Source organism: Lentzea xerophila, assembly GCF_051094245.1.
In the GTDB taxonomy this organism is placed as follows: Bacteria; Actinomycetota; Actinomycetes; order Mycobacteriales; family Pseudonocardiaceae; genus Lentzea; species Lentzea xerophila.
Window position 1 is genome coordinate 7,548,589 of the sequence record NZ_CP194934.1, and the last position, 20,394, is coordinate 7,568,982.

General features: G+C 69.3%; 22 protein-coding genes. 14 read left to right on the forward strand and 8 right to left on the reverse strand.

The features are described 5' to 3' along the window. Window positions 1-116 precede the first annotated feature (116 nt). Complete coding sequence (locus ACRSBM_RS36035; RefSeq protein WP_434450689.1) at window positions 117-410, forward strand: 4a-hydroxytetrahydrobiopterin dehydratase; 294 nt, start codon at window positions 117-119, stop codon at window positions 408-410. A gap of 39 nt (window positions 411-449) precedes the next feature. Here the strand turns inward: ACRSBM_RS36035 and ACRSBM_RS36040 are convergent, their stop codons facing one another. After that, window positions 450-1,658: a mannosyltransferase gene (locus ACRSBM_RS36040; RefSeq protein WP_434450691.1), complete on the reverse strand. Its 1,209-nt coding sequence runs from the start codon at window positions 1,656-1,658 to the stop codon at window positions 450-452. A 279-nt stretch (window positions 1,659-1,937) separates the two neighbouring features. After that, window positions 1,938-2,093 carry a DUF6131 family protein gene (locus tag ACRSBM_RS36045; protein ID WP_090007203.1) on the reverse strand — a complete coding sequence of 52 codons (156 nt, stop codon included), beginning with the start codon at window positions 2,091-2,093 and terminating at the stop codon, window positions 1,938-1,940. 398 nt (window positions 2,094-2,491) lie between these two features. Here ACRSBM_RS36045 and ACRSBM_RS36050 point away from each other — a divergent pair, with 398 nt between their 5' ends. Next, window positions 2,492-3,070 carry a Uma2 family endonuclease gene (locus ACRSBM_RS36050; RefSeq protein ID WP_434450694.1) on the forward strand — a complete coding sequence of 193 codons (579 nt, stop codon included), beginning with the start codon at window positions 2,492-2,494 and terminating at the stop codon, window positions 3,068-3,070. A 132-nt stretch (window positions 3,071-3,202) separates the two neighbouring features. Here ACRSBM_RS36050 and ACRSBM_RS36055 read toward each other — a convergent pair whose 3' ends face one another. After that, on the reverse strand, window positions 3,203-3,691 hold the full coding sequence (locus tag ACRSBM_RS36055; RefSeq protein WP_434450696.1) for a hypothetical protein: 489 nt from the start codon (window positions 3,689-3,691) through the stop codon (window positions 3,203-3,205). A gap of 48 nt (window positions 3,692-3,739) precedes the next feature. Further along, window positions 3,740-4,819, reverse strand: a complete 1,080-nt coding sequence (gene ychF, locus ACRSBM_RS36060; RefSeq protein WP_434450698.1) for a redox-regulated ATPase YchF — start codon at window positions 4,817-4,819, stop codon at window positions 3,740-3,742. An 80-nt stretch (window positions 4,820-4,899) separates the two neighbouring features. On the opposite strand from ychF, the gene ACRSBM_RS36065 reads away from it, so the two are divergent. Next, window positions 4,900-6,186 (forward strand): bifunctional transcriptional activator/DNA repair enzyme AdaA, encoded by a 1,287-nt coding sequence (locus ACRSBM_RS36065; RefSeq protein ID WP_434450700.1) that lies wholly within the window; start codon window positions 4,900-4,902, stop codon window positions 6,184-6,186. Then, the gene (locus ACRSBM_RS36070; protein WP_434450702.1) at window positions 6,183-6,680 is read left to right on the forward strand and encodes a methylated-DNA--[protein]-cysteine S-methyltransferase; all 498 of its coding nucleotides are present in this window, start codon (window positions 6,183-6,185) and stop codon (window positions 6,678-6,680) included. Before ACRSBM_RS36065 ends, ACRSBM_RS36070 begins: the two co-directional genes overlap by 4 nt. Window positions 6,681-6,987: 307 nt before the next feature. Here the strand turns inward: ACRSBM_RS36070 and ACRSBM_RS36075 are convergent, their stop codons facing one another. Next, window positions 6,988-9,864 (reverse strand): AAA family ATPase, encoded by a 2,877-nt coding sequence (locus ACRSBM_RS36075; protein WP_434450704.1) that lies wholly within the window; start codon window positions 9,862-9,864, stop codon window positions 6,988-6,990. Next, a complete protein-coding gene (locus tag ACRSBM_RS36080) occupies window positions 9,861-11,000 on the reverse strand; it encodes an exonuclease SbcCD subunit D (RefSeq protein WP_434450706.1) in 1,140 nt (379 codons plus the stop codon). The genes ACRSBM_RS36075 and ACRSBM_RS36080 overlap by 4 nt, the downstream gene beginning before the upstream one ends. A gap of 99 nt (window positions 11,001-11,099) precedes the next feature. Here ACRSBM_RS36080 and ACRSBM_RS36085 point away from each other — a divergent pair, with 99 nt between their 5' ends. Both ACRSBM_RS36085 and ACRSBM_RS36090 read left to right on the forward strand, forming a co-directional pair. Beyond that, window positions 11,100-12,011 (forward strand): DNA recombination protein RmuC, encoded by a 912-nt coding sequence (locus tag ACRSBM_RS36085; RefSeq protein WP_434450708.1) that lies wholly within the window; start codon window positions 11,100-11,102, stop codon window positions 12,009-12,011. 89 nt (window positions 12,012-12,100) lie between these two features. Continuing rightward, the gene (locus tag ACRSBM_RS36090; protein WP_434450710.1) at window positions 12,101-12,808 is read left to right on the forward strand and encodes a DUF6542 domain-containing protein; all 708 of its coding nucleotides are present in this window, start codon (window positions 12,101-12,103) and stop codon (window positions 12,806-12,808) included. 59 nt (window positions 12,809-12,867) lie between these two features. Here the strand turns inward: ACRSBM_RS36090 and ACRSBM_RS36095 are convergent, their stop codons facing one another. Continuing rightward, the gene (locus ACRSBM_RS36095) at window positions 12,868-13,812 is read right to left on the reverse strand and encodes a 4-hydroxy-3-methylbut-2-enyl diphosphate reductase (RefSeq protein WP_434450712.1); all 945 of its coding nucleotides are present in this window, start codon (window positions 13,810-13,812) and stop codon (window positions 12,868-12,870) included. A 64-nt stretch (window positions 13,813-13,876) separates the two neighbouring features. Between ACRSBM_RS36095 and ACRSBM_RS36100 the strand changes: the two genes are divergently transcribed. From ACRSBM_RS36100 to ACRSBM_RS36135, 8 genes are all read left to right on the forward strand, one after another. After that, complete coding sequence (locus ACRSBM_RS36100; protein WP_434450714.1) at window positions 13,877-14,371, forward strand: lipid droplet-associated protein; 495 nt, start codon at window positions 13,877-13,879, stop codon at window positions 14,369-14,371. Next, the gene (xseA, locus tag ACRSBM_RS36105) at window positions 14,368-15,618 is read left to right on the forward strand and encodes an exodeoxyribonuclease VII large subunit (protein WP_434450716.1); all 1,251 of its coding nucleotides are present in this window, start codon (window positions 14,368-14,370) and stop codon (window positions 15,616-15,618) included. The genes ACRSBM_RS36100 and xseA overlap by 4 nt, the downstream gene beginning before the upstream one ends. After that, the gene (locus ACRSBM_RS36110; RefSeq protein ID WP_434450718.1) at window positions 15,608-15,952 is read left to right on the forward strand and encodes a sugar ABC transporter substrate-binding protein; all 345 of its coding nucleotides are present in this window, start codon (window positions 15,608-15,610) and stop codon (window positions 15,950-15,952) included. The genes xseA and ACRSBM_RS36110 overlap by 11 nt, the downstream gene beginning before the upstream one ends. After that, complete coding sequence (locus ACRSBM_RS36115; RefSeq protein ID WP_434450720.1) at window positions 15,949-16,182, forward strand: exodeoxyribonuclease VII small subunit; 234 nt, start codon at window positions 15,949-15,951, stop codon at window positions 16,180-16,182. Before ACRSBM_RS36110 ends, ACRSBM_RS36115 begins: the two co-directional genes overlap by 4 nt. 67 nt (window positions 16,183-16,249) lie before the next feature. Then, entirely contained in the window at window positions 16,250-17,290 is a 1,041-nt protein-coding gene (gene glpX, locus ACRSBM_RS36120) for a class II fructose-bisphosphatase (protein ID WP_434450722.1), read from the forward strand. 130 nt (window positions 17,291-17,420) lie between these two features. Beyond that, window positions 17,421-18,191 (forward strand): S1 family peptidase, encoded by a 771-nt coding sequence (locus ACRSBM_RS36125; RefSeq protein WP_434450724.1) that lies wholly within the window; start codon window positions 17,421-17,423, stop codon window positions 18,189-18,191. A 143-nt stretch (window positions 18,192-18,334) separates the two neighbouring features. Then, window positions 18,335-18,868 carry a L,D-transpeptidase gene (locus ACRSBM_RS36130; RefSeq protein WP_434450726.1) on the forward strand — a complete coding sequence of 178 codons (534 nt, stop codon included), beginning with the start codon at window positions 18,335-18,337 and terminating at the stop codon, window positions 18,866-18,868. 56 nt (window positions 18,869-18,924) lie between these two features. Then, window positions 18,925-19,335, forward strand: coding sequence for a L,D-transpeptidase (locus tag ACRSBM_RS36135; protein ID WP_434450728.1), 411 nt, complete (start codon window positions 18,925-18,927; stop codon window positions 19,333-19,335). 76 nt (window positions 19,336-19,411) lie between these two features. On the opposite strand, the gene ACRSBM_RS36140 is transcribed toward ACRSBM_RS36135, so the two are convergent. Then, window positions 19,412-20,386 carry a Glu/Leu/Phe/Val dehydrogenase dimerization domain-containing protein gene (locus ACRSBM_RS36140; protein WP_434450730.1) on the reverse strand — a complete coding sequence of 325 codons (975 nt, stop codon included), beginning with the start codon at window positions 20,384-20,386 and terminating at the stop codon, window positions 19,412-19,414. Between the last annotated feature and the right edge of the window lie 8 nt (window positions 20,387-20,394).

The following is a 20,394-nucleotide window of genomic DNA, read 5'->3' on the forward strand; positions in this document are numbered from 1 at the left end:
TATGACCCGGATCAGGTGGACGGTCGAGGGCTTGCGAGCCCTCCTCTCAGCCCGGCGCTTCACCGGACTCCCGCGGTAAACGCGCAGCCTACGTGACGTGGTGGGACGATCAGGACATGGCCGAGCTGTTGAGCGACGATCAGTTGGACGACGTGCTGCCCAAGCTGCCCGACTGGAGTGCCCAGGACGCGGCGCTGGTCCGGACCGTGGAGCTGGCGAGCTTCTCCCACGCGATCATGGTCGTGAACCGGGTCGCGGAGATCGCCGAGAACGACAACCACCACCCGGACATCGACATCCGCTACAAGACCCTGACCTTCCGCCTGAGCACCCACTACAAGGGAGGAATCACCGCGCTCGACGTGTCCCTCGCCGAGGAGATCGACGGAGTCCTGGACGCCCTGGCCTGATCCGGTCCAGCCGCGCCGACCACAGGTCGGCGGCCAGCCTCAGCCGGCGACCCGGCTGGGTTCGCCGCCGGCGGATTCCGCGCGCGCCGGCTCGGCGCGCCGGCGCCGGGCCGCCAGCCCGATCGCGACCAGCGTGAGCATGCCCGCGGCCGGATAGCCCCAGCCGAGCAGCACGAAGTACCAGGGGCGCGGGAAGTCCCAGATGTTCGGCTGGGCGAGCAGCAGGAACGAGATCAGGTAACCGCCGGTCAGCAGCACCCACAGGCCGGCGGCGATCTTGCACAGCAGGTGCCCGCCCTCGTAGACCAGCCACAACAGCGCGGGCACCATCCACACCCAGTGGTGGCTCCACGAGATCGGCGAGACCAGCAGGCCGAGCATCTGGACGCTGACGATCAACGCCAGCACGTCCTTGGTCCTGCTGACCGCGAACCACGTCAGCGCGGCCGCGACGAGCACGGCGACGATGTAGATCGCCCCGGTCTTGACGTCGTAACCGACCGTGCGGCTCAGTGCACCGCGCAGTGACTGGTTGATCGCGCTGCCGACCGGCCCGACACGGCTCGCGTCACCGAGCAGCTGGAACCAGAACTTGTCCGACTGCGCCGGCGAGATGACCCAGCCGATGCCGTACACCGCGGCAAAGGCGACGAACGACCACACAGCGGCCATCCACCGCCGCTGGACGAGGAAGTAGAGCCCGGAGATCGCGGGCGTGAGCTTGATGCCCGCCGCGAACCCCACCCCGGCGCCGCCGACCCAGTTGCGCGCGCTGGCGAGCGTGCCGATCAGGATCGCGACCAGCACCAGGTTGATCTGACCGTAGTTGAGCGTGGTGCGGACCGGCTCGATCCACAGCGTCAGCGCGGTCCACATCATGGCGCGCCGCGGGTCCTGCAGCTTCAGCAGCTTCAGGCTGGTGCGCACGATGAAGTACAGGCAGCCCAGGCAGATCAGCTGCCAGATCCAGCGGGAGGCCTCCCACGGCACCCAGCTCATCGGCGTGAAGATCGCGGCCGCGAACGGCGGGTAGGTGAACGGCAGCGGGAACACGTCCGCGTACTGGTCGAGCCGCCACTCGTAGAGGTCGCCGGAGAACAGGTGCGGCGACCCGTTGCGGTACACCAGCAGGTCGATCATGGTCATCTTCGCCTGGAACGCGACCATGAACAGGTGCCCGGCGACCGACAACGCGAGCAGCCACGGTGCTACGGAGAGCACACGCGCTTCCACAGCACGGAGTTTCACCCCGAAAACGTTACCCGAGGCAACGAAACGGGGTACCCCGGCGTCATAAGGACGGGAGAGATCGCAAGAGGGAGTTTTTTCGATCATGTCTATTGATCTTGTAGTTGCCGCTGTCGCCGCTCTGGCCATGCTGGGGGTCGCGTTCGGCGTGTTCGCCGCCGCCGCTCGCGCCAAGGACAACGTGTAAAACCGTTGTGAGACATAGTGAAGGGGGAGCCTCCATTGTGGAGGCTCCCCCTTCACCGCTTCTCCGGGGAGAACGGCGCCTGGTGCGGCATTCTAGAAGTAGTGCGCACGCCCGCCGATCGGCTTGCCGACCGCGCCGAGCACGGCGAGGATCGCGCCGATCACCAGGAGCACCACGCCCAACGTCGTCAGGATGCTGATACCGGCCAGCCATCCGACGACGAGCAGAATCAGACCGAGGACGATCATGACACCTCCAGGTGGGGAATCCTGTTGTAGGGCTACCCCATGGAGGTAGGTACAAACCTTCGATCAAAGATTCGTCACCTATACAAGCCAGGCACGCACTGCGACGGTCATACCGGCACCCGCAGTCCCGGAGTGCCTCTGCGGCAAGAGCTTCAGCAGCCGCGCACCTTCCGCGTCACCCGCTGCGCCGCACTCCACCAGCCGCGTGCCGCCTTTGCCCAGGCGCAACAGCAGGGTGGCCGGCAGCACCCTTACTCGGTCGACTGGTACGGGTACCGGTTCGCCGTCGAGCAGTACCTCCAGGGGCCCAGGACTCGGTACTCAACCGTCACGGACCGTGAGCGCAGGGCTCTGGGTGCACCTGGCCTGGTTCGCTGACCAGCCGCTATCTTTGTGTCATGACCGCTCTGCCTGACTGGATGCGCCCTCCCCGCGCGGAAGGGTGGTTCGCGGAGGACCTGGACCGCCTGCCAGAGGCGCCCCGGCACACCGAGCTGATCGACGGAGCTCTCGTTTTCATGATGTCACCGCAGCGGTCGTGGCACGGCCGTGTCGTCACCGGGCTCACGTTCCAGCTGATGGACCAAGCTCCCGACGGCTACGAAGTCGAACGCGAAATGACCATCAAGCTCGATCGGCGCAACCGTCCAGAGCCCGCTCTTCTGGTGACCACGGCGTCGTACGAACGCGACCGCACATGGTTCGCGCCCGAGGACGTCACACTCGTCGTAGAGGTGATCTCGCCGGAGTCCGAGCACCGAGACACCACGGTCAAGCTGCGCAAATACGCAGAGGCGGGCATCAGGCACTACTGGCTGGTCGAGGACGACTCCAGCCGAACCATCGCGCATGTGTACGAACTGGACGAGCCGACCAAGGCCTACGTCCCGACCGGCCTCTTCCGCGGAAAGCTCTCGTTGTCAGTGCCGTTCCCGATCAGCATCGACCTGGATGATCTCTTCCCGTCCCAGCGCTGAAGACCGTTGGACATGCGAAAGGCCCCTCCCGTGCGGAAGGAGCCTTTGCGAGCGTGCGCCAGACGTTGAGGCGGACTCCACCACGTCGCCACCCGCGTTCGTGGGCAGTGCCTGCACCACAACCAGACGCCCTCAGCGCGGGTACGGATCGACCAGCGGCAGCGGTGTCCGAGCCGCTTCCAGAGCCGACTCCGGAAAGGCGGGGCCGACGGTGTAGAAGCGGGCACGGGTACGGCCGACCGATGTCAGGACACCGGCCGCCACCAGGTCCCGCAGGTCGCGTTGAGCCCGCTGCAGACCCAGGTCCTCAGCTCGTTCGTAGCGTGTCCGGCGCACCCGCCCCGACATCGCCACATCATGCAGAGCGGACACCACCCTCTGCTCCAGCCCTCGGGCCTCCACGAAGTCACCGAGCAGAAGCCACACCCGACTCGAACGATCCAGTCGACTACGCACGGTCTGCGCCTGCTGGTGGTACGCGGTGAGGTTGAATCGGATCCAATCGGAGACGTCCTGGTCAGGACGGTAGGTGGCCCCACGGTGCTGCAACTCGCGGTAGTACTCCCAGGTGTTGCCAGGGCGCCCCAGCCAAGCCTCGATCGAGGAGAACTCGGGGGCCATAGATTGGCGTAAACATTACGTCGATGCGTCAAGCGTTGCCTGCGCAGGTCAGACGTTGAAGCGGAACTCCACCACGTCGCCGTCGGACATGACGTAGTCCTTGCCCTCCATGCGGACCTTGCCCGCCGCCTTCGCGTCGGCCTTCGAGCCCGCGGCCACCAGGTCGTCGAACGACACGACCTCGGCCTTGATGAAGCCCTTCTCGAAGTCCGTGTGGATCACGCCGGCGGCCTGCGGGGCGGTGGCGCCCTGCGGGATCGTCCAGGCGCGCGCCTCCTTCGGGCCGGCCGTCAGGTAGGTCTGCAGGCCGAGGGTGTGGAAGCCGGCGCGGGCCAGCGCGTGCAGGCCAGGCTCGGCCTGGCCGATCGACTCCAGCAGCTCCAGGGCTTCCGACTCGTCGAGCTCCAGCAGCTCCGACTCGACCTTGGCGTCGAGGAACACCGCGTCGGCCGGTGCCACGAGCTCGCGCAGCTCCTTCAGGCGGGCCTCGTCGCTCAGGACGCCCTCGTCGGAGTTGAAGACGTAGAGGAACGGCTTGGTGGTGAGCAGCGAGAGCTCACGCAGCAGCTCGCCGTCCACTTCGGACTGCGCGGAGAACAGCGTGCGGCCGGAGTCGAGGATGTCCTTGGCCTTCTTCGCGTTCTCCAGGGCGGCGCGGCGGTCCTTCTGCATCCGCGCCTCCTTCTCGATCCTCGGGATGGCCTTCTCGAGGGTCTGGAGGTCGGCGAGGATCAGCTCGGTGTTGATCGTCTCGATGTCGCTCGACGGGTCGACGCGGCCGTCGACGTGCACGACGTCCGGGTCGTCGAAGACGCGGATGACCTGGCAGATCGCGTTCGCCTCGCGGATGTTCGCGAGGAACTTGTTGCCGAGGCCCTCTCCCTCCGACGCGCCCTTGACGATGCCCGCGATGTCGACGAACGACACGACGGCGGGCACCTCGCGCTCGGAGCCGAAGATCTCGGCGAGCCTGCTGAGGCGCGCGTCCGGCAACGGCACCACGCCCACGTTCGGCTCGATGGTCGCGAACGGGTAGTTCGCGGCGAGCACGTCGTTGCGCGTGAGCGCGTTGAAGAGGGTGGACTTGCCAACGTTGGGCAGGCCGACGATACCGAGGGTCAAACTCACGGGAAGCGAGTCTACGGCAGCCGACGGTCGTGTCCGATTCCCGCGAGCCTTAGCTCGTTCCCGCTGGCAGGATCGACGGCATGGTCATCGACGAAGAACACGCGTACCGGGTGTGCTCGGCGCGTGACGCCCGGTTCGACGGGTGCTTCATCCACGCGGTCCGCACGACCGGCATCTACTGCCGCCCGTCGTGCCCCGCGGTGACCCCGAAGCGCCGCAACAGCCAGTTCTTCCTGACCGCCGCCGCCGCGCAGTCGGCGGGCTTCCGGGCCTGCCGCCGCTGCCTGCCGGACGCCGTGCCGGGCTCGCCGGAGTGGAACCTGCGCGCGGACCTGGCCGGCCGGGCGATGCGCCTGATCAGCGACGGCATCGTGGAACGCGACGGCGTGTCCGGCCTGGCCGCGAAGCTCGGCTACTCGGAACGCCACCTCACCCGCGTCCTGACCGCAGAGCTGGGCGCGGGCCCGCTGGCCCTGGCCCGCGCCCACCGCGCCCACGCCGCACGCCTGCTGATCGAGACGACCGAGCTCCCGTTCGCCGACATCGCGTTCGCCGCGGGCTTCGCCTCGGTCCGCCAGTTCAACGACACCATCCGCATGGTGTTCGCCTCGACCCCGTCCGACATGCGCGGCCGCGGCAAGGCCCCGGTGGGCACGCCGGGCCGGATAGTCCTGCGCCTGCCGTACCGAGCACCGTTCGACGCCGCCGGCCTGCTAGCCCACTTCCGCGCGCACGCCCTGCCCGGCGTAGAGGAGGTGACCGCCGACTCCTATGCCAGGACGCTGTCACTCCCCCACGGCGAGGCAACGGCCCGCCTGACGTTCCCCGCGGACCACGTCCTCTGCTCACTGCGCCTGGCCGACGTCCGCGACCTGGGCGCGGCGGTCTCCCGCGTCCGCCGCCTCCTGGACCTGGACGCCGACCCGGTGGCCGTCGACTCGTTCCTCGGCAACGACCCCATCATCGGCCCACTGGTCCGCGAAACCCCAGGCATCCGCGTACCAGGCAGCGTCGACGGCGCCGAAACCCTGCTGCGCCTGGTCGCCCCGTTCACCGGAGTGCCACTGCAGATTCCGGACGGCACCCTGACCCACCTCTACTCGGCCGGGGACCACCCCGTCACCGAGGCACTGGCGACCGGCAGACTCGTCGTGGACGTGGGCCGCTCACACGAGGACCTGACCGAGGAACTGACCCCTCTGGTCGGCGCGGCAGTCGCCGACGAGGTGGCCATGCGAGTACTGGGCGCACCAGACGTCCTGGTCCTCCCGGAACCAGCACGACACCTGGCTTCCCACGGCCCGGACTGGCGGCCGTGGCGCTCCTACGCCGGAGCACACCTGACGAGGAAGGCAGCAACACCATGAGCGTCGCACACACGTCCACAGTGGACACCCCGGCGGGCCCGTTCACCGCGATCGTCGCGCCGGACGGAGCAGTGCTGGCCAGCGGCTGGACCGCCGACATCACCCAGCTGACGCCCCAGATCCACGCCACCCTCATGCCGTCGGAGATCACCCCCCGCCCGGACCTCGGCGACGTCACCAAGGCCGTGATCGCCTACCACGAAGGCAACCTGACCTCGATCGACACCATCGAGGTCCGCCAGAAGTCCGGCCCGTTCCTGCAACACGCCTGGGACGTCCTCCGCACGGTCAAGCCAGGCGAGCCGGTCACCTACTCCGAGTACGCCGAACTCTCCGGCCGCCCCGCGGCGATCAGGGCAGCGGCCTCAGCCTGCGCCCGCAACTCGGCGGCCCTCTTCGTCCCCTGCCACCGCGTCATCCGAATCGGCGGCAACCTGGGCGGCTTCCGCTGGGGCCTGGACATCAAGCGCTGGCTCCTGTCCCACGAGAACTAACCGGCAACCGGCGCGGAGACCGCACCGCCCGCGCCGCGCCACAACAAGGCCAATGGCGCAGCCGAGGCGACCGGCAATGAGCCGATGTCAAAGCGCTATCAACGCAACCACCGCGCGATGGGGGCTTGACCTTGAGTGCGAGATGCCACCGTTGAAGAGATCGGCCGGGCTCCTTATGCCCGGCCGTTTTCGGCCGATCAAGCATCTCGGCAAGAGGCTCAAGGTCAAGCCCCAATCGCAATCGTCGCGAAGCGGCGATCAATAGACCCGGCCCGGTAAAGGCTCCCCAGCGCAACCGGAACCCGAGTCACCCCAACGAAATCTCCAACGTGGACCCGGTCCGAGCCTTCCGCACCCTCAACCGGGTAGGAATCCGCTGCCGCAACTCCTCCACATGCGACACCAGCCCGACAACCCGTCCCCCAGCCCGCAACTCATCCAAAGTGTTCATCACGATGTCCAACGTGTCCGAGTCCAAAGTCCCGAACCCCTCATCAACGAACAACGTGTCCAGCAACGCCCCACCGGTCTCATTGGCCACCACATCGGCCAGCCCCAGCGCCAACGACAACGAAGCCAGAAAAGACTCCCCGCCCGACAAGGTCTTGGCCGGCCGAGCCCGCCCCGAATAGTCGTCGAGCACGTCGAGGTTGAGCCCACCCCGGGTCCCCCGCGCCCCGGCCGAGTCGGAGTGCACGAAGCTGTACCGCCCCTGGCTCATCCGGTGCAGCCGGGCCGACGCCGCGACGGCGACCTCCTCCAGCCGGGCCGCCAGCACGTACGACCGCAGGGTCATCTTCTTGGAGTTCTGCCCGCGCCCGTTGATCACGTCGGTGAACGCGTCCAGCTCGGCGTAGGTGGCCTCCAGCGGCTCCAGCGACTTCCACTCGGCCCGCAACCGGGCGGCCAGCTGACCGACCCGGTCGAACGCGGCCTGAGCACGATCCAGCCCGGTGGCGGCGGACGACGCCGCGGACCGGGCAGCAGACGCCGCGGCCGTCACCGCGTTCAGGTCCACCTCGGCGGCCGGGTCGACCTCGGCCAGCTCCTCCAGCGTCGCCAGTGCGGACGCCCGCGCCCGCTCCCAGGCGGCGATCCGCTCGTCCAGCGCCTGCAGCTTGATCTCCGGACGAGCCGCGGCCAGCGCCGAGTCGACGTCGGCGAACCCCGCGTCGCGCGCCAGGGCGGCCACCAGCGCCTGCTGCTCCTCGACCCGGGCCAACGCGGCGGCACGTGCGGCACGGCGGTCGACCAGCTCCACCAACGCCTTCGACAACCGCAGCAAATGGTCGCGGCGCGTCAGGACGTCCTCGTGCTCACCACGGGCCTTGTCCAGGCGGGCCCCGCGCTCGGAGACCACGGCGACCAGCGACGTGTGCTCGGTGCGCAACCCCACCAGGTCCTGCTCGACCTGCGCCTTCTCCGTGCTGAGCTGCTTGGCCTTGGCCTCCAGCCCGACGAACTCGTTCTGGCGCTGCGATCGCGTCCTGGCCAGCTCCAGCGCCGCGCGGTACTCCGCCAGGGCGACGGACGGCTCCTCGGAGCCCAGCGCCTCCCAGCAGCCCTGGATGCGCAGCTCAGCGGCGTGCACGGCGCGCTCGGCCTCGGTGCGGCGCTCCAGCGCCACCTGCTCCTCGTGGGCGGCCTCCTCCTCGTCAGCCGCGTCCACTCCGCCGAGCATGGGCTGGGCGGGAGCGGGATGGCTCGGCGATCCGCAGACCGCGCAGGGCTTGCCCCGCTTCAACGCCGCGGCCAGCTCGATGGCCATGTTCTCCAGGCGCTGGTGCCGGACCTGCTGCAGGACGTCCTTGGCCTTCTGGTGGACGTCGATGGCCTCGTGCAGCTCCTTCTTGCTGCGCTCCAACGCCTTCCCGGCGCCGGGCAACGCCTCCGCGGCGTCCGCGCGGGACTTCAGGCTCTCCAGCCGGGCCGAGGCCTCCGCGGCCGCGTCCAGCTGGAGGCGGCACTGGGCCAGCAGCTCGGGCAGCACCTCCAGCTCGGCGTTCAACGCCAGCAACCGGCGTTCGACCTGGTACGAGGAGTTCTTCAGCACCGACAGCCTGCGCACGTCGGCCTGCTGGCGTTCGGCCTCGGCCGCGAGCTCGCCCAGGCCGCCTGCCTCCTCGCGGAAGCGCTCGGCGTCCTCCCGCAACTCCGAACCCGAATAACCCAGGCGCTCCAACGATTCGAGGGCGCGGGCCTCGTCGCGGACGGCGAACTCGAAGGACTGCTGGAGCTTCGCGATCTCACCGGACGCCGGCACGACGGGGATCGCACGGCGGGCCGCGTCACGCTCGGCGAACCACGACGCCGAGTCGGCGGCCTCCACGCGGGCCAGCAACTCGCGCGCCTCGCGGACGCGGCGGATCTGGTCGGCCTGCACGCGCGCCTGGGCCAGCAGGGCGTCCGCGCCGTCGGCGACCCCTGCCGTGTCCTCGGACAACGCCCGCGCCGCCACCACGGCCGCGGACAGCCGGTCCAGCACGGACTCGAGCCAGCCCGGCTCGAACGAGGGCTCCTCGCCCGCGGCCTCCGCCACGCGGTGCACCAGCTCGGAGGCGCCCTTGCGGCGCTCCTCCAGCACCCGCCCGGCCACCACCCGCCGGTCGCGGAACCACTTCTCGACGTCGAGGAACCGCTCGGTGCCGAAGAGCTTCTCCAGCAGCACCTCGCGCTCGGCCGTGTCCGACCGCAGGAACTTCGCGAACTCGCCCTGCGGCAGCAGCACGACCTGGAAGAACTGCTCGTACGACATGCCCAGCAGGTCCTCGACCGCGCGCGCCACGTCGTCGATGCGGGTGATGCCCTCGCCGTCCCAGCCCTCGAGCCAGGTCAGCGAGCACTTCGCGGGCTGGGTGGTGAACCCGCCGCCGCGCTTCTTCGGCCGGTCGAACTCCGGCGAGCGCACGATCCGGAACCGGCGCGACTGCACGGTGAGCTCCAGCGACACCTCGGTGGGCGTCTCGGGGTCGGCGTACTCGCACCGCAGCTTCTTCACGTCGCCACGCGCGCCCGGCACGCGCCCGAACAACGCGAACGCCACCGCGTCGAGCAACGTCGTCTTGCCCGCGCCCGTGTCGCCGTGCAGCAGGAACAACCCGTCCGCGCCCAGCTCGTCGAAGTCGACGGTCTCGGGCTTCGGGTAGGGCCCGAACGCCGTCAGCTCAAGGCGGTGCAGTCTCATTGCTCCCGCTCCCTCGCCACCGACGCGAACGCCTCGCGCAGCAACGCCTTCTCCGCGTCCGTCGGCTCGGAGCCGCGCGCGTCGGACACGAAGCAGCAGGCCACTTCCTCGTCGGAACGGCCCCGCACCCGTTCCGCGTACGTCATGTCGTGCTGCTGCCCCTGCTCCGGCCGCCACTCCACGTGCACCGCGTGCTCGAACCGCTTCTGCAGCTGCCTCAACGCGTCCATCGGCCGCACCTGGTCCGTCAGCACCACCGAGAGGAAATGGTCCTCCAGCGGGGTGTGCGCCGGATCCTCCAGCACGTCGGCCAGCGCACCCGTCACCGTCGCCAGCTGCCGCGGCACCGGCAGGTCGCGCCGTTCCACGCCGACGAGCCCGCCCGCGTCCAGCTCCACCAGCCACACCGACTTGCGGTGCCGCGCCTCGGAAAACGAGTACGCCAGCGGCGAACCCGAGTACCGCAGGTTCTCCGCCAGCGTCTGCGGCCCGTGCAGGTGCCCCAGAGCCACGTAGTCGACGCCCGAGAACACCTGCATCGACACGTCCTGCACGCCGCCCACCGCGATCGTGCGCTCGGACTCCGACGGCGCCCCGCCGGTGACGAACGCGTGCGCGAGCACCACCGACCGCGCCTCCCGCGATGCCAGGTCGGCGCGAATCCGCCGCATCGCCTCGGCGAGAACGGGCGCGTGCCCCTTGTCCGCGACGCCGAGCACGTGCCGCGCGGGCTCCGGCTCGAGGAACGGGATGCCGTACACCGCTACCGGTCCGTGCTCGTCCTCCAGCTCGACCGGCTTGTCCAGCAACGAGATCTGCGTGCGCAGGTACAGCCCGCCCGCCGCGGCGAACTCCCCGAACACCCCGATCCGCGCCGCCGAGTCGTGGTTGCCGGGCGTGATCACGATCCGTGCGCCGGCTTCGCGGATCCGCATGAGCACCCGCGCGCACAACGCCACCGCGTCCGCCGAGGGCACCGCCCGGTCGTAGAGGTCGCCGGAGACGACCACCACGTCGACCTTCTCCGACGACACCAGGTCAGCGAGGCCGCTCAGCACCGACTCCTGCTCGACGAGCAGGTCGCGGCCGTGGAAGGTGCGCCCCACGTGCCAGTCGGAGGTGTGCAGGATCCGCATGGCACCAACCGTAGAGACGGGGTCCGACAAAACTCCGGGAGGGTTCCCGGCGTGTCACCCGATCGAGTTCAACATCGGTGGGGGAGCATCATCGGTGCCGTGACCGCAGTGATCATCACCGCCTCGCTCGTCCTGGCGCTCGTCTGTGCCGGGGCGCTGGTGTTCGTCTACCGCCTCTACCAGGACAGCGTCCGCCGCACCGACGAGGCGCTCGCCGCCATCGGCACCGAACGCGCGCGCTACGACGCCCAGCAGCAGGCCCTGCAGCGCTACGAGGTCGCGTTCTCGAGCGTCAGCGGCCGAGGCGAGCTCGGTGAACAGGTGCTCGTCGAAACGGCGCGCGCGCTCGGCCTGAGGGAAAACCTCCACTACACGGTGCAGACCGACGTGGCCGGCGGCGGAGCCGTGCGGCCGGACATGGTCCTGAACGTCGGCGGCGGCCGCATGGTCCCGGTCGACTCGAAGATGTCCATGGCCACCTGGGCGGAGGCGGTCGAGACGGACGACCCGCAGGAACGCCAGGACGCGCTGCGGGTGCACGTCCGCAACATCCGCTCCCGCGCCGCCGAGCTGGCCGGCAAGGGCTACCAGCGCTGGGCCGACGCGATCTACGGGACGATCATGTTCGTCCCCAACGACGGCGCGGTCGTCGCCGCCCTCGACACCGACCCCGAGCTGCTGCGCTGGCTGCTGGACCGCCGCGTCTTCCTGTGCGGGCCGACCGGGTTCGCCGTGATCGCGTCGTCGGCGATGTTCGCGGTCACCGAACGCGCGCTGGCCGACGACGTCGAGCAGGTCAGGCTGCAGGCCGGCCGGGCGAACCGGGCCGCCGACACCGCCATCGAGGCCGTCAACCTCTCCACGACCCACCTGCAGCGGTTCCTGAGCGCACGGCGGCGCGAGCTGGACGCGCTGGAGGGCTTCCGGGCGAGCGTGGAGCCGCTGACGGAGGCCTCCGCCACCCCTACGCCCCTGCCGCTCGTCCGAAGGGCGGACGAACAGTCCGCATAAAACGCACGCAGCGTGCCCAAGGGTTGCTTCTCGGTGAGAAAGCAGCGGACTGACGAACACCGAATGGGCGAACGGCTACCGTGTGCGTCGTGAGTGAGTTGCGCGAGCGTTCAGCAGCCTTCGATGACGACGTCGAAGACTACGAGGCGGTTCCGTGGAACTACCGGGCCATCTTCGGCGAGTTCAGGGGCGTCCCGTGGTGGGCCGCGATCCTGTGTGCCCTGGTCCCGGCGTTCATCGGCGCGTTCATCGACATCAACTCCAGCAAGACCGTCGGCTGGACGTTCAACGTGGTGTTCTTCGTCGGCGCGCTCGCCGGGATCCTGCTGGTGCAGCGCCGGAGCCTGTTCGGGCCGATGGTGCAGCCGCCGCTCGTGCTGGCCGTCACGGTGCCGACGCTCGTGCTGCTCATCGGTGACGTCAAGAAGGGCGGCCTGTCCGCCATGGCGCTCGCCCTGGGCAAGCCGCTGATCGACAGCTTCCCGGTCATGGCCGTCACCACCGCCGTCACGGTCGGCCTGGGCATCCTGCGGATCGTGCTGCAGAAGAACCCGAACCGGCCGTCCAAGGACGAGGTCCGCGAGGCCAAGGCGGAGCTCAAGGAGCGCGGCAAGCCCGCCCGCAAGCCGCGCGAGGAGCCCGCCGAGGACCGTCCGCGCCGCCCCCGCCCGGAAGGCGCGCCGGCCCGCCGCCCGCGTCCTGAGGGTGCTCCCGCCCGCCGTCCGCGCCCGGACGGCGCCCGCGCCGAACGTCCCGCGGGCCAGCGCAAGCCCCGCCCGCCGCGCGAGGACCGCTAGAGCACACAGAAAAATGGGGCCCTGGTCAGCGACCAGGGCCCCATTTGCGTTCCAGGCGACTAGCGGACCAGGTCCTTGCGCAGCTCACGCGGCAGCGAGAACGTGATCCGCTCGTTCGCCGTGGTGATCTCTTCGACCTCGCCGTAGCCCTGCGCCTCGAGGTACTTCAGCAGCTCCATCACGAGCAGGTCCGGCACCGACGCGCCCGACGTGACGCCGACGGTCTCGACGCCCTCGAGCCACGCCGGGTCGACCTCCTTGGCGTAGTCGATCAGGTACGCGGCCTTGGCGCCGTGCTGCAGCGCGACCTCGACCAGCCGGACCGAGTTGGAGGAGTTCTTCGAGCCCACGACGAGCACCAGGTCGCACGACGGCGCCATCGTCTTCACCGCGGTCTGGCGGTTCGAGGTGGCGTAGCAGATGTCGTCGGACGGCGGGTCCTGCAAGTCCGGGAAGCGGTCCTTGAGCTGCCGCACGCGCACCATGGTCTCGTCGACCGAGAGCGTCGTCTGCGACAGCCAGATGACCTTGTTCGGGTCGCGCACCTCGACGGTCGCGGCGTCCTCGGCGGTGTCGACGAGCTGGACGTGGTCCGGCGCCTCACCGGCGGTGCCCTCGACCTCCTCGTGCCCCTCGTGGCCGATCAGGAGGATGTCGTAGTCCTCCTTGGCGAACCGCACCGCTTCTTTGTGGACCTTCGTCACCAGCGGGCAGGTGGCGTCGATCGTGCGCAACGAGCGCTGCGCCGCCTCCTCGTGGACGGCGGGCGACACTCCGTGCGCCGAGAACACCACCAGTGCGCCCTCGGGAACCTCGTCCGTCTCGTTGACGAAGATGGCACCGCGGTCGGACAGCGTCTCCACGACATACTTGTTGTGGACGATCTCCTTGCGCACGTAGACAGGTGCGCCGTACTTCTCGAGGGCGAGCTCGACCGTCTCCACGGCACGATCAACGCCCGCGCAGTAACCACGCGGCTTCGCCAACAGGACTCGCTTGGGCATGCCCCAAGGGTACCCAGTGCCCGGTCCTAGGCATTCGACGCGCGGTTGCGGCAGGCTAGGCGGCATGAAGCCACTGCCATTGGGTGTCCGCGTCGCCGCCGGACTCGCGGTGACCGCCCTCGAACAGGCCCGCAGGCTGCCCCAGCAGCTCGCCGGACTCCCGTTGACGGTGGTCAGCGAGGCGATGCAGCTGTCCATGCGCGTGCAGCAGCATGTGACCGAACTCGCCATCAAGGGTGACGACGTCCTCTCCGGACTGAGGCCCGCGGAGGAAGAGCCGGAGTGGGCGACCTTCGACGAGGACGAGACGCCGGTCACGACTTCTCAGGAAACTCCCGCCGAGGACCCGTGGGAAGAGGAGGAGCGCGCGATCGCCGAGGTGCCCGAGTTCCTGCCGTCCTACGACGAGCTTTCGCTCGCCCAGCTGCGCGCCCGGCTGCGCAACCTCGACGCCGAGCAGCTCGAGGAACTGCTGCGCTACGAGAAGGCGCACGAGTCGCGGCCCGAGTTCGTCGGCATGCTCAACCGCCGGATCGCGACGGTCAAAGCGCAATCGTGACTGAAGCGAAATCCACGCCGGAGAACCCGTGGCCGGTGCGGACGGTCGCCCGCAAGCTGCTCGACTGGATCAACCGGCTCGGCGACGTCTGGGTCGAGGGCCAGGTCACGCAGCTCAACGCGCGCAGCTCCACGGCGTTCCTGACCCTGCGCGACCCGAGCGTCGACATGTCGATGTCGATCACCTGCAACGCCGGGATGATCCGCGAGCTGCAGCTCACCGAGGGCAGCCGGGTGATCGTGCACGGGAAGATCAGCTTCTACCCGAACCGGGGCACGCTGTCGTTGCGCGCGGACGACATCCGCGCGGTCGGCATCGGCGAGCTGCTGGCGCGCATCGAACGGCTGCGCAAGCTGCTGCACGCCGAGGGCCTGTTCGACCCGCGCCGCAAGCGCCGTCCCCCGTTCCTGCCGACCAAGATCGGCCTCATCACCGGCCGGGCGTCGGCGGCGGAGCGGGACGTGCTGACGAACGCGCGGAACCGGTGGCCCGGCGCGCACTTCCGCGTCATCAACGTCGCCGTGCAGGGCCCGACCGCGGTCACCCAGGTGATGACCGCACTGTCCACTTTGGAGCGCGACCCCGAGTGCGATGTGATCATCATCGCGCGCGGCGGCGGCAGCGTGGAGGACCTGCTGCCGTTCTCCGACGAGGCGCTGTGCCGCGCGGTCTCCTCGTGCCGCACGCCGGTGCTGTCGGCGATCGGGCACGAACCGGACACCCCGCTCATCGACCACGTCGCTGACGTGCGTTGTTCGACGCCGACCGACGCGGGCAAACGGGTGGTTCCCGATGTCGCCGAGGAGAGTGAACGCGTCCGCCAGATGCGCGACCGCGGCCGGCGCGCGCTGCACGGCTGGGTCGACCGGGAACGGAAACTGCTCGACGCGCTGCGCTCCCGGCCAGTACTTTCGGACCCGTACGGCCCGCTGGAGCGCCGCGGCGAGGAAGTGCGGCGGCTGCGCGGCCAAGGTCGCAGAGCCGTCACGCAACGACTCGATCGGGAAGACGTCCATCTCTCGGGGACGAAAGCCCGCTTGACGACCCTCGGACCAGCCGCCACGCTGGCGCGGGGATATGCCGTTGTGCAACTCGTCACACCTGATGGGCCCGATGGCGTGCTGCGGTCTGTGACGGACGCGCCCAGCGGAACACATCTGCGGGTACGCGTCGTTGACGGGGCAGTGCGAGCAGTCGTCACCGGCTCGGAGGCCGATTCGGAAGGGGGAGGTACCGATGATGCGTGATGCCGTGTTCCTGCCCCTCACCATGCAGGCGGCCGGCTCCTGCGGGTCGGGGCTGCGGACGCTGGCGGAGGCGGCGAACCGCGCCGCGGCGGACTGCTGGACGGCGATGGTGGGCGACTGCGACACCAAGAGCCGCCGGACGCTGATCCTCACGTTGCACGACCTGAGCGAGGCCACCGCCGGCACGGTGCAGTACCGGCGCGTCGCGGAGGCCGAGGCGCTCATCGGCGAGGCGGTGCGAGAGGGTGACGGCGAGGAGTTCGCGGAGGCGCTGGTCGGCTACGACCTGGCCGTCGCGACGGTGCTTGACCGTCTGAGGAGTCAGTCCGCGTGAGTGCAGAGATCGCCCAGGAGAAAACTTCACTCGGTTACGAAGCAGCCCGCGACGAGCTGGTCGAGGTGGTCCGCAAGCTGGAGGCCGGTGGTCTGCCGCTGGAGGACTCACTCGCCCTGTGGGAACGCGGTGAGGCGCTCGCCAAGACGTGTGAGCAGCATCTCGCCGGTGCGCGCGAGCGAATCGATGCAGCTCTCGCTGTGGTCGAGGAGGACGTTTCCGAGGCGTGATCCCGTGCAAGGATTCAGCTGCCGATCACAAAATCCGGCACGCTGAGTAATCGCATGGAGGCGCGCAATGGTGAACACCCCCGCGGAACGACGTCGCGAAGCCCCCGACCGCAACCTGGCATTGGAGCTCGTGCGCGTCACCGAGGCGGCGGCGATGGCCGCGGGCCGGTGGGTGGGACGCGGCGACAAGAACGGCGGTGACGGCGCCGCGGTCGACGCGATGCGCAAGCTGATCCACACCGTCTCGATGCGCGGTGTCGTCGTGATCGGCGAGGGCGAGAAGGACGAAGCGCCCATGCTGTTCAACGGCGAAGAGGTCGGCAACGGCGAGGGCCCCGAGTGCGACGTCGCGGTCGACCCGATCGACGGCACCACGCTGATGGCCAAGGGCATGCCGAACGCGCTGGCCGTGCTCGCCGTGGCGGAGCGCGGGGCGATGTTCGACCCGTCCGCCGTGTTCTACATGGAGAAGCTCGCTGTGGGCCCGGAGGCGGCCGACGTCATCGACATCACCGCGCCGCTCGCGGAGAACATCCGCCGCGTCGCGAAGGCCAAGCACAGCGACGTCTCCGACGTGAACGTGTGCATCCTCGACCGGCCCCGGCACGAGCGGATCGTGCGGGAGGTGCGGCAGGCCGGTGCCCGCATCCACTTCATCTCCGACGGTGACGTCGCCGGCGCGATCGCGGCCGCCCGCCCCACGTCGGGCGTGGACATGCTCGTGGGCATCGGCGGCACGCCCGAGGGCATCATCGCCGCGGCGGCGCTGAAGTGCGTCGGCGGAGCCATCCAGGGCCGGTTGTGGCCCAAGGACGACGAGGAGCGCGAGAAGGCGATCGGCGCGGGCCACGACCTGTCGCGCGTGCTCACCACGAACGATCTAGTCTCGGGTGACAACGTCTTCTTCTGCGCCACGGGTGTGACCGACGGTGATCTTCTGCGCGGCGTGCACTACCGGGCGGGAGGCTGCACGACGCAGTCGATCGTCATGCGGTCCAAGTCCGGCACCGTGCGCATGATCGACGGCTTCCACAGCCTGCACAAGCTGCGCGAATACGCCTCGGTCGACTTCGACCTGCCCGAGGACGTCCAGCAGCCGCTGCCGTGACCGTCTCGACACGCTGTGAACTGTGAACGCTCGGTAACCAGACGAGTGACCCTAGTAACAGTGCCCTTTCGTACCTAAATTTCTGCCCGATCCCGGCAACCCTGCGCCGGGATCGGGAAGGAACTCAACGATGAGGGCACGTTCGTTGTTCTCCGCGGTCGTCGTGGCCGCGGGCGCTCTGCTCGCCTCGGCCGCCGTGGCCAGCGCGGCTCCGGCTCCCACCGCTGACGGCGACGTCTCGCCGATGATCGTCGGCGGCACCAACGCCACGCAGGTCTACTCCTGGATGGTCTCCCTGCAGAGCACCTCCGGCAGCCACTTCTGCGGCGGCACGCTGATCAAGGCGAACTGGGTCGTGACGGCGAAGCACTGCGTCCAGGGCCGGTCCGCGTCGTCGGTCCGCACCCGGATCGGCACGACCAACCGCACCAGCGGCGGCACCACGACCGGCGCGTCCCGGATCATCAACCACCCGTCCGCCGACCTGGCGCTCGTGCAGCTCAACACCTCGGTCGGCCAGGCCCCCGCGGCCGTGTCGGCCACGTCCGGCCCGGTCGGCACCGCCACCCGCATCATCGGCTGGGGCCAGACGTGCCCGACCCGTGGCTGCGGCGGTGCTCCGATCACCCTGCAGGAGCTCAACACGTCGATCGTGACGGACAGCCGTTGCGCCGGCATCCGCGGCGCCTCGGAGATCTGCACCAACAACACCGGTGGCAACAAGGGCGCCTGCTACGGCGACTCGGGTGGCCCGCAGGTGAAGTCCGTCAACGGCCGCTGGGAGCTCATCGGCGCGACCAGCCGCTCCGGTGGTGGCGCGACCTGCGCGACCGCTCCGTCGATCTACGTGGACGTCCCGTACTACCGCTCGTGGATCAGCCAGTACGCGGGCACCGTGTGAGCTCACGCTGACGCCGTGACCCGGTAAACGCATTCCGAAGGTCCGTCTCCCAACTGTTACAGGAGGCGGACCTTCGCGTTGCAACCTGAGCACATCCCCCGTCGTCTACTTCGGCAGGAGATGGATCAACCAGGGGGTGCGCGATGCGGATGCTGCTCGTGGCGGTCGCGTTGATGTCAGTGGCGGGGTGCGCGCAGGGGGCCGTGCACGCCGAGACTCCAACAGCGCCACCACCATCGTCGTCTTCCACCGCCGCCCCGTCGCCGTCGCCGCCGCCGTCATCGGAGACGCCTCCCCCGCCGCCGCCTCCCCCGCCCGTCGTGAAGCCGACGCCGTGCACCATCAGCGACGGGGTCTGCATCCAGCTCTCGACGAACCAGACGTGGGTCGTGCGCGGCGACAAGATCGTCTACGGCCCGGTGCCGATCACGCACGGCCGCCAGGGCTTCGAGACGCCACTCGGCAACTTCCCGGTACTGCGCAAGGTGAAGGACGAGTGGAGCCGGCCCTACAACGCGCCGATGCCGTGGTCGACGTACTTCACCGAGAGCGGCATCGCGTTCCACGAGGGCTCGCTGACCGTGCCGTCGCACGGATGTATCCACCTGGACCCGCCGTCGGCGCGGTACTACTTCAACAACCTCGCGATCGGCGACACCGTCCAGGTCGTTTCATAAGAGCATGATTCACCTCACCCGTTAGTGGTTACTCCACTACCGAGAGGTGATGTGAGATGCGAGTTCTGATCGCGACGGTGCTCCTGATCCTCGGTTTCGCCGTTCCCGCGCAGGCCCAGGCGGGATGCACCGTCCACAACGGAGCGTGCCTGGAAAAGCACTCGAACCGGGCGTGGCTCGTGTTCAACGGCAGGACGAGCTACGGCCCGGTGCCGATCAGCCACGGCAAGCCGGGGTACGAGACCCCGGTCGGCACGTTCTCGGTGCTGCGCAAGGTGAAGAACGACTGGAGTGTCCCCTACAACGGCCCGATGCCGAACGCGGTGTACTTCACCACGACCGGTATCGCATTCCACCAGGGTGACACGACCACCCAGTCGCACGGTTGCATCCGGTTGCCCGCGGACGCCTCGCTCGTGTTCTACGACAACCTGATGATCGGCGAGCGGGTGCAGGTGCTGCCCTAGCCGATCGCTGCCCACCGGCGTCGCCGGTGGGCAGCCGTCAGGTTGTGACCACCACTCGGCAGTCCACTTCGGACTCCTAGATTCCCATGTCGCTCAACGGCGTCCCGCGGTCGGCCCGCCGGCGCAGGAGCTCACGGACCGTCGCCTCGATGCCGTCCACCTTCTTGAGCGCCGTCTCGTGGTCCAGCCCGTCGTCCTCCCTGGCCAGCGTGTAGATCACTCCGCCGGCGCTCGCGACGTGGTCGGGCACCCAGACGATGCCGCGCTGGTCGAGCAGGCCGGCGACGCTGTCGTCGGTGAGCTGGTTGTTGGCGGGCCCCACGACCAGCTTGGCGTCGAGGTACGCGACGGTCTCCGGGCTCAGCACGCCACCCACCGCGGCCGGGACGAGCACGTCGGCCTTGACCTTGTAGGCCTCGTCCGAGTGCACCCAGCCGAACTCGCCCGTCCGCCTGCTCTCGTCCACATCGGACACGGTGATGTCCGCGCCCCGCAGACCTTGCGCGATCAGCTCGCCCACCGAGCCGAACCCGCTGATCACGACCTTCTTGCCGGTCAGGTCGCTGGTGCCGAAGACGTGCTCCGAGGCCGCCCGCAACGCCGCCAGCACGCCCTGCGCGGTGGGACCGCTCGACGAGCCCGTGCCGCCGTGCTCCTCGGGCAGGCAGTAGGCGTGCGGGGTCAGCTCGCTGAGCGTCAGCATGTCGTCCGGCCCGGTGCCGACGTCAGGCCCCGCGCGGTAGGAGCCGCCGAACTCGTTGATCAGGTCGGCGTGGTCGAGCAGCACCGCGCGCCGCAGCTCCGGGGTGAGCGGCCGGTCGACGACGATCACACTCTTGGCTCCACCGTGCGGGATTCCCGCTGCCTCGCACTTGAGCGTCATGGCCTTCGACAACCGCAGCACGTCCGTGACGGCGTCGGTGATCGTGGCGTACTCCTTCATCCGGCACCCGCCGACCGCCGGTCCCGCGTCCGTCGAGTGCACGGCGACCATCGTGGTCATCCCTGACCGCTTCCCCGTGCGGACGACGAGTCGTTCGTGTTCCCACATCTGCGTTC